Raw genomic sequence first — 11875 nt, forward strand, 5'->3', positions numbered from 1 at the left:
TCGCTGCGTTCGCATCAGGCGCTAGACGGATCGAAGGCTGGCAACAGCGGCGCCTGCAATAAAGCCGCAAGGTCAGCCGAACCGGTGCAAAAGCAGGCGATGCGCAGCTGCTGGATGAGAACCTGAAAATGCTCGACGACCGCTTGTGGCCCGAGCAGCGCTGCGTCCAGCACGCCGGCTGCCTGGCCAACCAGATCAGCACCGAGGCGAATCGCCTTGGCCGCATCAATGCCGTCACGAATGCCGCCCGACGCGATCAGATGCGCATCCGGACAGGCTCGACGCACCGACGCGATAGCCTGTGCGCTGGGAATTCCCCAACCGGCAAACGCCTGGGCTATGGCGCGCTGTTGTGGATCCAGGGTGCGTTCGGCCTCAACCGCAGCCCAGCTGGTGCCGCCCGCACCGGCTACATCAATGACCGACACGCCTGCATCGAGCAATCGCTGCGCCACGCTCGGAGAAATCCCAGCGCCCACTTCCTTGGCCACCAGCGGAACCGTAAGCCGCGCTGCCAGTGCCTGGATCGCGCTCAACACGCCGCGCCAGTTCCGGTCACCACCCATCTGTACCGCTTCCTGCAATGGATTGAGATGAATGATCAGCGCGTCCGCTTCGATCATCTCCACCGCACGCTGCGCCTCGTCCAACCCATAGCCGGCCACCAGCTGCGCAGCGCCGAAATTCGCCAGCAGCGGAATGGACGGTGCCAGCTGCCTCAATTGCCGCGTCAGCCCTTGATCCGCTCCGGTTTCCAGCGCAATGCGCTGCGAACCGACTGCTAGCGCGATGCCCAGCGCCTCGGCAGCTTCGGCCAGATTACGGTTGATTTGCGCGGCTCGCGCTGCGCCACCGGTCATTGAGCTGATCAGCAAGGGCGCTGCAAGATCGCGTCCAAAAAGCGAACTGCGGATATCGATGTCGTTCAGACACAACTCAGGCATAGCGCAGTGCTCGAATCTTAGTGCGGCGAAGCCGGTATCCGCCTTGGAACAGGCGCGGCGCGGATCTAGAACGATATCCAGGTGTTCGTTTTTGCGTTCCGCGAAAAGATCTTTGCTCATGCAACCGCCTCGCTCGTGACCTTATGTTGACGGACGTGGTCATTAAAAGTGCCAAAACCTGTACAACCAAATCATATTTGTCTAAGTATTCCGAAGAACAATATAGGAGGTCGTCATGGCCACCGTTATGCCCAACTCGCAATTCGACCTCGAGCGAACGCTCAGCGCATTGCGTGCACAGGTCAACGACCGGCTGGCTATATGGCTGCCTCATTGCCCGCTTGAAGACGCCATCGGCACCGCAATGCGTGCCGGCAGCCTGGCGCCGGGCAAACGCATTCGTCCATTGCTGCTGCTTCTGGCTCTCAAAGATCTGCAATATGAAGGATCAGTGGAGTCAGCGCTCGATCTCGGCTGCGCCCTGGAAATGGTGCATGCCGCCTCGCTGTTTCTGGACGACATGCCCTGTATGGATGACGCCGAGCTGCGCCGGGGCCAGCCGACCATCCACAGGCAGTTCGGCGAGGACGTCGCTGTCCTCGGCTCGGTGGCGCTGCTCAGCCAGGCCTTCGGCATAGCAGCCTCCGTCGAAGGCATCGACCCAGCGACACGCACCCGGCTGGTTCGCTTGCTCGCGACGGCGACCGGTGCGCAGGGGCTGGTTCGCGGGCAGTACCAAGATCTGCGAGAAGGTTTGCGAAACCGACCACTCGAAGCCATCGCTCATAGCAATCGACTGAAAACCTGCCCGTTGTTTACCGCTGCGGTGGAATTCGCAGTCCTGCTGGGAGGCGCCAGCGACAGCTGTACACGGCATCTGAACGGTTTCGCCACGGAGCTCGGCATGGCGTTCCAACTGCTCGATGACTTGGCCGACGGGCTTAGCCCGCAGCACAGCGGCAAGGATGCCGGTAAAGATCACGGCAAGAGCACAATGGTCACGCTGCTAGGTCCAGAAGTGGCCCGACAGCATGTCGAAAGGCACCTGACCCGCGCGGGACAGCACCTGATCGATGCCGATATTGGCGATGGCTATCTAGCGCGGCTGCTGGACTATATCGACGTCCGGCCACGCTGAAGCGACATCCGCAAGCCCCGCCACAGACCGCTGTGTCGTTTCATCACTCGAATGTATGGTGCTAGGCAGCCATCTCGCCGTCTCCTTAGACTCCGGCCCATAAAACGGAGGACACCCCATGCCCGAGATGCTGCTTTGCCCACGCAACCTCGCCTTCGAGCTCTACGAAGTGCTCGATGCCGAAGCGCTGACCCGACGCGAACGCTTCGCCGACCACAGCCGCGACACCTTCGACGCCGCCGTGGGTACCGCCCGCCAGATCGCGGAAAAGTATTTCGCCCCGCACAACCGCAAGTCCGACGAGAACGAGCCGCTCTACCAGAACGGCGAGGCGGTGTTGATTCCGGAGGTCAAGCCGGCGGTGGATGCCTTCATCGAGGCCGGATTCCACAACGCCCAGCGCAGCTTCGAGGACAGCGGCATGCAGCTGCCGAACCTGCTGTCGCGGGCCTGCTTCGCGCATTTCCAGTCCGCCAACATCGCCACCAGTTCCTACCCAATGCTGACCATGGGCGCGGCGCATCTGATCGAAACCTTCGGCTCGGACGAACAAAAGCAACGTTTCCTGCAGCCGATGATCGAGGGCCGCTTCTTCGGCACTATGGCGCTCACCGAGCCGCACGCTGGGTCGTCGCTGTCGGATATCCGCACCCGCGCCGAACCAGCCGGCGACGGCACCTATCGCCTCAAGGGCAACAAGATCTTCATTTCCGGCGGCGATCACCCGCTGTCGGAGAACATCGTGCACATGGTGCTGGCCAAACTGCCGGACGCCCCGGCCGGGGTAAAGGGCATCAGCCTGTTCATCGTGCCGAAGTTTCTGGTCAACAACGATGGCAGCCTCGGCCCGCGCAACGACGTGCTGCTTGCCGGGTTGTTCCACAAGATGGGCTGGCGCGGCACCACCAGCACGGCGCTGAACTTTGGGGATAACGGCAACTGCGTCGGTTACCTCGTGGGCGAGCCGCACAAGGGCCTCGCCTATATGTTCCAGATGATGAACGAGGCGCGCATCGGCGTTGGCATGGGCGCCATCATGCTCGGCTATGCCGGCTATCTGTACTCACTGAACTACGCGCGAGAACGTCCGCAGGGCCGACTGCCGGACGGCAAAGACCCCGCCTCGATGCAGGTGTCGATCATCGAGCACACCGACATCAAGCGCATGCTGCTGACGCAGAAAGCCTACGTCGAGGGCGCCTTCGATCTGGGCCTGTATGCCGCGCGGCTAGTGGACGACGAGCACACCGCCGAAAGTGAGGAAGAACGGCGCAACTCCGCCGAGCTGCTCGACCTGCTCACCCCCATCGTCAAATCCTGGCCGTCGGAGTTCTGCCTGAAGGCCAATGAACTGGCGATTCAGATCCTCGGCGGCCACGGCTATACCCGCGAATATCCGGTCGAACAGTACTACCGCGATAATCGTCTGAACCCGATTCATGAAGGCACCCACGGCATTCAGTCTCTGGATCTGCTGGGCCGCAAGCTGATGCAGAACAAGGGCGCCGGCCTGCGCCAGTTGCTTGGGCTGATCCAGAACTGCTGCGCACGCGCCGCCGAATATCCATCGCTGGAGCCGTTGATCGAACCGTTGCAACAGCTGGTTGCGCGCCTGACAGCGGTAACCCAGGCACTGCTGGGCGACCTGATAGCCGGCAAGGTCAATCTGGCGCTGGCCAACTCCGCGCTGTACCTGAAGGTCTTCGGTCACACCGTGATCGGCTGGCGCTGGTTGGAGCAGGCGATTCACGCCGAACAGGGGCTTGCGGCAGGCAATCCGTCCGACGGCGACTTCTACAAAGGCAAGCTGCAGGCCGCACGCTACTTCCTGACCTGGGAAGTGCCAGGTTGCCAGCACGAGCTGAGCCTGCTGGACGCGCGCGACGATACCTGCCTGGCGATGAACGACAGCTGGTTCTAGGTCGATTACCGTTACCGGCGCACCGCACTGGGCGGTGTCGCCGAAGCTCTAGCGACCATTCCGATAAACCGAGACAGAGCTTCAAAGCCAGCCGCCACCATCACGGAACGCTCGATGAATGCCTCTTAGCACAAGGGGCATTTTTTTTGACAGCCCGTCAAATCATCGGGTTAGAATCGCTGGCATGTCCCGTGCATAAACTGCCGGGAAACTCGCTTTCCTCGGAGACCACACTTGGACGTCGGCAACATCAACCACCTTTTTTTCGTCGGTGCCCTGTTGGTTGCTGCCAGTATCCTGATGAGCTCTTTGTCCGCGCGCCTGGGCGTGCCGATCCTGGTCATCGTCCTCGGTGTCGGCATGCTGGCTGGAGTCGATGGTATCGGCGGCATCGTCTTTGAGGACTACCGGCTCGCCTTCATCATCAGCAACCTGGCACTCGCGGTGATTCTGCTCGACGGCGGCATGCGAACCCGCAAGGCCACCTTTCGCGTCGCGCTCTGGCCGTCGATGTCGCTGGCCACGCTCGGGGTGGCGATCACCGCCGGCCTGACGGGCGTAGCGGCCGCCTGGCTGTTCGACCTGCGCCTGATCGAGGGCCTGTTGATCGGCGCCATCGTCGGCTCCACAGATGCTGCGGTGGTGTTCAACCTGCTCAACGGCAAAGGCCTCAACGAACGCGTCGGGCCGACACTGGAAATCGAATCGGGCACCAACGACCCGATGGCGATGTTCCTCACCGTAACCCTGATCGGAATGATCGCGTCGGGGCAAACCTCATTCAGCTGGACCGTTCTGGTCAGCCTGATCCAACAGTTCGGCATCGGCATTCTGCTTGGCCTGACCGGTGGTTGGCTGTTGCAGCAGCTGATCAACCGCCTCTCCGTAGCCGATGGCCTTTATCCACTGCTCGCGGTCAGTGGCGGCATCATGATTTACGCCTTATCCGGCGCGGCGGGCGGCAGCGGGATCATGGCGGTATACGTCTGCGGTTTGCTGCTGGGCAACCGTCCGATTCGCAACCGCTACGGCATTCTGCATATGTTCGACGGCTTGGCCTGGCTCAGCCAGATCGGTATGTTCCTCGTACTCGGCCTGCTGTTGACACCCAGCGAACTGCTGCCCATCGCCGTTCCCGCCCTGCTGCTGTCGCTGTGGATGATCCTGTTCGCTCGGCCGCTCTCGGTGTTCATCGGCCTGCTGCCGTTCAAGAGCTTCAACCTGCGCGAGCGGATGTTCATTTCCTGGATCGGCCTGCGCGGCGCGGTGCCGGTCATTCTAGCCGTATTCCCGCTGGTCGCCGGCCTGGACAATGCGCAGCTGTTCTTCAATGTGGCGTTTTTCATCGTGCTGGTCTCGCTGCTGTTGCAGGGCACCACGCTCGGCTGGGCGGCCAAGAAGGCCAAGGTCGAGGTTCCGCCTTCACCATCGCCGATTTCACGTACCGGTCTGCAAGTCCACCCCACCAGCCAGTGGGAGCTTTTCATCTATCGTCTGAGCGCCAGCAAATGGTGTGTCGGCGCGGCCCTGCGCGAACTGAAGATGCCCGAAGGGACGCGGATTGCCGCGCTGTTCCGTGGCAGGGCGCTGCTGCACCCGTCCGGCAGTACGCGCCTGCAGGTCGATGACATCCTTTGCGTCATCGGCCATGAAGAAGATCTGCCGGCACTCGGCAAACTGTTCAGCCAGGCGCCGCAACGGGGCCGCGACATGCGGTTCTTCGGTGACTTCATTCTCGAAAGCGAAGCCGAAATGGGCGCTCTCGCTGCGCTGTATGGCTTGAAGCTGGGTGATGTCGATGAGCATCAACAGATAGGCCGCTTCATTACCGAGCGCGTCGGCGGCAAACCGGTCATTGGCGACTATATCGAGTGGAGCGGCCTGACCTGGACCATTGCCGCCATGGAACAGGGGGAAGTCCGCAAGGTCGGACTGAGGTTCCCGGAAGGCGAAAAACCAGGCCCGTCGCTGCAGTTCTGACGAGGCGCCTGGGTCGCGGTCAGGATGGCGGGACGTTCCGATCTATGGACTCGCCGCGGCCATCCGCAGCCCTTAGACTCCGCGCTCGTTCTTCATTTCGATAGTACCCATGGCCTCATTGCGTAACTTGCTGCTGGCGACACTGCTCCTTATCGCCCCGCCCCTTCTCCACGCCGCCCCGACCATCCCAGGGCTTACGGGCAATCAGAGCGCCGGGGAAGAGGCGAAACCCGCGCAACCGAGCAACGATGAACCCGCCAGCCGGTTCGCCGACCAGGCGAGCCAGGCGCAGCAGCGGCTGACCGAACTCAAGGCCGAGCTAGCCAGCGCGCCGAAAGAAATTGCCGAGGCGCAACGTGAGCTGAGCAAGCTCAAGGGCAGCGACACCAGCGAACTGGCGTCGAAGCTGGCCAAGCAGAGCGTCCCTGAACTCGAACAGCGACTGAGCGAACGCGTCGACGAACTCTCGGCCTGGCAAACGGCCCTGACGTCGGCCAATAGCATGATCATCAGCGCGCAGACTCGTCCGGAGCGTGCCCAGGCCGATATCAGCAAATTTCAGACGCGCATCGACGAAATCAACAACCTCCTCAAGACGGGCCGTGAGAGCGGCAAACCCCTGTCCGACGAGCGTCGCGAGCTGCTCAACGCAGAGAAATCGGCGCTCAGTGCGCAGATCGAATTACGTCGCAACGAGCTGGCCAGTAACAGCCTGCTGCAGGACTTGGGCATTGCTCGCCGCGACCTGCTGTCCGAGCGCATCGCGCGCGCCGAACAGGAAACCATGGCGCTGCAGACGGCGATCAACAACAAACGCCGTGAGGAATCGGAGCAGACCGTCGCCGAATTCTCGCTAAAGGCCGAGAAAGCCGGCTCGGACAAACTGCTACCGGCCGAGAGCGCGGAGAACCGCAAACTTTCTGGTTATCTGCTACGCGCCACCGAGCGCCTCAACGACCTGACCCAGGAAAATCTGCAGACTCGCCAGCAGCTCGATACGCTCAATCAGGCCGATCAGGCGCTGGAAGAGCAGATCGCCGTGCTCGAAGGCAGCCTGTTGCTGTCGAAGGTTCTCTACCAGCAAAAGCAGGCGCTGCCACAGCTGAGCCTGAACAAGAACCTGGCGGATGAAATCGCCGATATCCGTCTTTATCAATTCGAGCTGAATCAGCGTCGCGAGCTCAGCGGTAACGTCGAGGCGTATGTCGAACAACAGCTCGCCAGCCAGCCTCCCGACGAGGTAACGCCGGAGCTGCGCAGCGCGCTGCTGGAGCTCGTGCGCACCCGTGGGGAGCTGCTCGATCGACTCAATCACGTGCTCAACGCGCTGCTAAGTGAGTCGATCACACTGCAGCTGAATCAGCGCCAGCTACAAACCAAGGCCCAGGCGCTGAGCGAAACGCTGGACGAGCAGATGTTCTGGATCCCGAGCAATAAGCCGCTGGATCTGGACTGGTTCAAGAACATACCGACCCTGCTCGATCGCCAGTTGCGTGCGATGCCCTGGGGGTCCGCGTTCGACGCGCTCGGCGCCGGACTGGTGGAGCGGCCACTGTTCTTCGTGCCACTGCTGCTGGTGATCGGCGCGCTGCTGTGGCGCCGCAATGCCATAAACGCCAAGCTCGACTCGCTCAGTGCGGACATCGGCCATTTCCGCAACGACAGTCAGTTGCATACACCGCTGGCGCTGATGCTGAACCTTCTATTGGCGCTGCCCGGTGCGCTGTTTCTGGCGCTGTGTGGGTATTTGCTACAGATGGACGGGCGCGGTCAGAACATCAGCCTCGGCGCCGCTTTCTATCAGATGGCGCAGGCCTGGCTCGTGTTCTACAGCGCCTATCGCATGCTCTCGCCCAACCGTGTTGCCGAAACGCATTTCGGTTGGTTCCAGCCGCAGGTAGCCTTCCTGCGCAACGAAATCCGCCGGCTGGGGCTAGTGGTCATGGCGCTGGTGGCGGTCGTGGCGATCGCCGAGCATCAGCCGGGAAGCCTGGTGGATGACGTGATCGGCATCGTGGTCGTCATCACCTGCTACGCACTGATGAGCTGGAGACTGACACGCCTGCTGCTCAAAGGCCCATCGAGCCAGAACGCACCGCCGGTTCGCCGCTTCATAGGCCTGCTGTTCAGCATGCTGCCATTGGCGCTGATCGTGGTGGTGGGCCTGGGGTACTACTACACCGCGTTGAAATTGACCGGCCGGCTGATCGACACGCTCTATCTCTTGCTGGCCTGGGTCGTTGTCGAGGCAGCGCTGATCCGTGGTCTTACGGTGGCTGCGCGGCGTCTGGCATACAAGCGCGCGGTCGCCAGGCGAGAAGCGAATCCCGATGAAACGACCACGCCCCACGAAGACGCCGCCGAGCCCGGTCTGGCGATCGACCAGGTCAACCAACAATCCCTGCGCCTGACCCGGCTGGCCATGTTCGGCCTGTTCTTCGTCGTGCTGTACTGGGTCTGGGCCGACCTTATCAGCGTGGTGTCGTATCTCGATAACGTCACCTTGTATGAATTCACCAGCGGCAGCGGTGAGACCGCCACTACCTCGGCCATCACGCTCAACAATCTAATCGGCGCACTGGCCACGGTGGTCATAACTTTCGCGCTGGCGCGAAATCTGCCAGGGCTTCTCGAGGTCCTGGTGCTGTCCCGAATGCGCCTCGCGCAGGGCAGCGCCTATGCCACCGGCACCTTGCTTTCATACACGTTGGTCGGCATCGGCATCGTCACGACGCTTTCGACGCTAGGCGTGAGCTGGGACAAGCTGCAATGGCTGGTCGCTGCCTTGTCAGTGGGGCTGGGTTTCGGCCTGCAGGAGATCTTCGCCAACTTCGTTTCGGGCCTGATCATTCTGTTCGAAAAGCCGGTCCGCATCGGTGACGTGGTGACCATCGGCCACCTGTCCGGGACCGTCAGCCGCATCCGCATTCGGGCGACGACCATCACCGATTTCGACAACAAGGAAATCATCGTCCCGAACAAGACCTTCGTGACCGACCAGTTGGTCAACTGGTCGCTCAACGACACCGTTACCCGGGTCACCATTCGCATCGGCGTACAGTTCGGTTCCGATCTGGAGGTGGTTCGCAGCCTGTTGTTCCAGGCGGCTCGAGAAAATCCTCGCGTACTCAAGGAGCCCGAGCCACAGGTGTTCTTCCTCAACTTCGGCGAGAGCCGGCTGGAGCATGAGCTGCGCCTGCATGTGCGCGACCTCGCCGACCGCAACCCGGTAATCGACGAGATAAACCGCTGGCTCGACCAGGAATTCCGCACGCGCGGGATCGTAATCGCCTTCCGGCAGCTGGATGTACACCTGAAGAACCCGCCGCCAGCGCTGGAAATCCGGCGGGTCGATAAGGACCAAAATCTCATCGACACACCTGTCAGCGGTCAGCCCTGAGGAACACCCCGACAGACGCGACCTCCAAAATTCAAATGCGCTCGCCCGGCGGGCGCTATCTTTCAAGACAGCGCCGGAGCCAACGTGAAAACCCTCACCGAGCTGCATTTCGATAACCGCTTCGCCCGACTCGGCGACATATTCTCCACCAAGGTGACGCCCCAGCCCCTGGCCGAACCGCGCCTGGTAGTGGCCAGCGAGGCAGCAATGAGGCTGCTCGATCTCGACCCAGCGGTGGCGGACGACCCGCTGTTCACCGAATTGTTCTCCGGCCACAAGCTCTGGAGCACCGCCGAGCCGCGAGCGATGGTCTATTCCGGTCATCAATTCGGCAGCTACAACCCGCAGCTAGGCGACGGTCGCGGCTTATTGCTGGGCGAGGTGGTCAACGATGCCGGCGAGCAGTGGGACTTGCACCTCAAGGGCGCCGGCCTCACGCCTTACTCGCGCATGGGCGATGGTCGCGCCGTACTGCGCTCTTCGATCCGCGAATTTCTCGCCAGCGAGCATCTTCATGCCTTGGGCATTCCCAGCTCACGCGCGCTGTGCGTGACCGGCTCGGATACGCCGGTCTATCGCGAGCGCCAGGAGCGCGGCGCGATGCTGCTGCGCCTGGCGCCCAGCCATGTACGCTTCGGCCATTTCGAATTTTTCTACTACACCAAGCAGCACGACGAACTGAAGCAGCTGCTCGATCACGTCGTCGAATCTCACTTCGCCGATTGCCTGGAACATCCGGAGCCCTACCACTCCTTCTTCCGCGAGGTGCTGCAGCGCACCGCCGAGCTGATCGCCCGCTGGCAGGCCTATGGCTTCTGTCATGGCGTGATGAATACCGACAACATGTCGATCTTGGGCATCACCTTCGATTTCGGTCCCTACGCTTTTCTCGACGACTTCGATGCGCGCTTCATCTGCAACCATTCCGACCACACCGGCCGTTATTCCTACGAGAATCAAGTGCCCATCGCGCACTGGAATCTCGCCGCGCTGGCCCAAGCGCTGACGCCGTTCATCGCCATCGAGCAGCTACGCGAGACGATGGATCTGTTCCTGCCGATCTACGAAGCTGCCTGGCTCGACCTGATGCGCCTGCGGCTGGGCCTGCAGACCGCTGACGACAGCGACAAAGAGCTGGTGCAGCGCCTGCTGCAGCTGATGCAGAGCAGTGCCATCGACTACACAAACTTCTTCCGCGAACTCGGCGAGAGCCCAGCGGAACAGGCCTTGGCTCGCCTGCGTGAGGACTTCATCGATATCAAATCGTTCGACGAGTGGGCTGCAAGCTATCGCAAGCGCACCGAAAGCGAGGATGGCGACCAGCAGGCGCGGCGGACGCGCATGCAAGCCGTCAATCCCAAGTACATCCTGCGCAACTACTTGGCCCAGCAGGCAATCGACGCTGCGGAAGCTGGCGACTACGGTCCGGTGCGTGAGCTGCATGCGGTACTCAGCCGCCCCTTCAATGAGCAACCGGGCATGGAGCACTACGCCAAGCGCCCGCCGGAATGGGGTAAGCATCTGGAAATCAGCTGCTCGTCGTGAGCATGGCGTTGCGCAATATGCTGCGCAGAAGTTCGCTCACCACCCTGATCCCCTCGGCCTCGCGGCCCGTAAACGCTGGGCTGGCGCGCATCTGTGCCAAACCTTGCACAGCGCCGGCAGAAAGTTGCTCAACTTAATGTGAGCCGTCCCGCAGACCAGATCGGGCGCTTGCGATGTGGAGCAATTAACTCTTTGATATGTAAAGAGTTCCCATAACCTGGCACGCGACTTGTACTTCTTTGCCTGCCATTCCGGCATTCAACAAAGGCAAAGGAGAGCACTCATGCCAACACCCGCGTATCTGTCCCTCGAAGGCACCAAGCAAGGCCTGATCACCGCAGGCACTTTCACCGAGGACTCGGTCGGCAATATCTTCCAGGAAGGACATGAAGACCAGATCCTGGTGCAGGCTTTCCAGCACCAGGTCATCATTCCGCGCGATCCACAGTCCGGTCAGCCCACCGGCCAGCGTGTACACAAGCCGCTGATGATCACCAAGGTGTTCGACAAGTCGTCGCCGCTGATTTTCAACGCCCTGACCTCCGGCGAGCGCCTGAACAAGTGCCGCCTGGAGTGGTACCGCACCTCCTCCACCGGTACCCAGGAGCATTACTACACCATCGAACTGGAAGACGCGGTGATCGTCGACGTGCAGTCGCGCATGCCCAACTGCCAAGACCCGAACATGTCCCACTTCACCCATCTGGAAGACGTGTACTTCACCTACCGCAAGATCGTCTGGACCCACGAAGTCTCTGGCACTTCCGGCTCTGACGACTGGCGCACCCCAATCGCTGGCTAACGCGATCGCGGCAAAGCAGGCTTCGGTCGGGCACACCCCGGCTGAAGCCTTTTTGCGAAACAGTAGCGGAAATTCGGATCGCGGCGTCGCAATGCGCGACTCAGCGCACCGCAATGCCGCCAGCGCGTGGTACATCAAGCCCCCG

Annotated in this window: 7 protein-coding genes; 6 read left to right on the forward strand and 1 reads right to left on the reverse strand. The window is 61.6% G+C overall.

Annotated features, from left to right (window positions below):
- Positions 1-14: 14 nt before the first annotated feature.
- On the reverse strand, positions 15-1064 hold the full coding sequence (fni, locus tag V6943_RS02100; protein ID WP_340552466.1) for a type 2 isopentenyl-diphosphate Delta-isomerase: 1050 nt from the start codon (positions 1062-1064) through the stop codon (positions 15-17).
- 115 nt (positions 1065-1179) lie between these two features.
- On the opposite strand from fni, the gene V6943_RS02105 reads away from it, so the two are divergent.
- From V6943_RS02105 to V6943_RS02130, 6 genes are all read left to right on the forward strand, one after another.
- On the forward strand, positions 1180-2082 hold the full coding sequence (locus V6943_RS02105) for a polyprenyl synthetase family protein (RefSeq protein ID WP_181099655.1): 903 nt from the start codon (positions 1180-1182) through the stop codon (positions 2080-2082).
- 118 nt (positions 2083-2200) lie between these two features.
- Positions 2201-4003: an acyl-CoA dehydrogenase C-terminal domain-containing protein gene (locus tag V6943_RS02110; protein WP_181099653.1), complete on the forward strand. Its 1803-nt coding sequence runs from the start codon at positions 2201-2203 to the stop codon at positions 4001-4003.
- A gap of 234 nt (positions 4004-4237) precedes the next feature.
- Positions 4238-5983 (forward strand): potassium/proton antiporter, encoded by a 1746-nt coding sequence (locus V6943_RS02115; protein WP_131649610.1) that lies wholly within the window; start codon positions 4238-4240, stop codon positions 5981-5983.
- Positions 5984-6092: 109 nt separating this feature from the next.
- Positions 6093-9383, forward strand: a complete 3291-nt coding sequence (gene mscK, locus V6943_RS02120; RefSeq protein WP_340552467.1) for a mechanosensitive channel MscK — start codon at positions 6093-6095, stop codon at positions 9381-9383.
- An 84-nt stretch (positions 9384-9467) separates the two neighbouring features.
- A complete protein-coding gene (gene selO, locus V6943_RS02125; RefSeq protein ID WP_340552468.1) occupies positions 9468-10928 on the forward strand; it encodes a protein adenylyltransferase SelO in 1461 nt (486 codons plus the stop codon).
- A 283-nt stretch (positions 10929-11211) separates the two neighbouring features.
- A complete protein-coding gene (locus V6943_RS02130; protein ID WP_003284174.1) occupies positions 11212-11730 on the forward strand; it encodes an Hcp family type VI secretion system effector in 519 nt (172 codons plus the stop codon).
- Positions 11731-11875: the final 145 nt, after the last annotated feature.

This window comes from Pseudomonas sp. CBC3 (genome assembly GCF_037967085.1).
Lineage (GTDB): Bacteria > Pseudomonadota > Gammaproteobacteria > Pseudomonadales > Pseudomonadaceae > Stutzerimonas.

Excerpts from the sequence above, each read along its gene's own strand:
- V6943_RS02110 (WP_181099653.1), top strand. The coding sequence starts at position 2,201 with ATGCCCGAGATGCTGCTTTGCCCACGCAACCTCGCCTTCGAGCTCTAC.
- V6943_RS02105 (WP_181099655.1), top strand. The coding sequence starts at position 1,180 with ATGGCCACCGTTATGCCCAACTCGCAATTCGACCTCGAGCGAACGCTC.
- fni (WP_340552466.1), bottom strand. The coding sequence starts at position 1,064 with ATGAGCAAAGATCTTTTCGCGGAACGCAAAAACGAACACCTGGATATC.
- V6943_RS02130 (WP_003284174.1), top strand. The coding sequence starts at position 11,212 with ATGCCAACACCCGCGTATCTGTCCCTCGAAGGCACCAAGCAAGGCCTG.
- mscK (WP_340552467.1), top strand. The coding sequence starts at position 6,093 with ATGGCCTCATTGCGTAACTTGCTGCTGGCGACACTGCTCCTTATCGCC.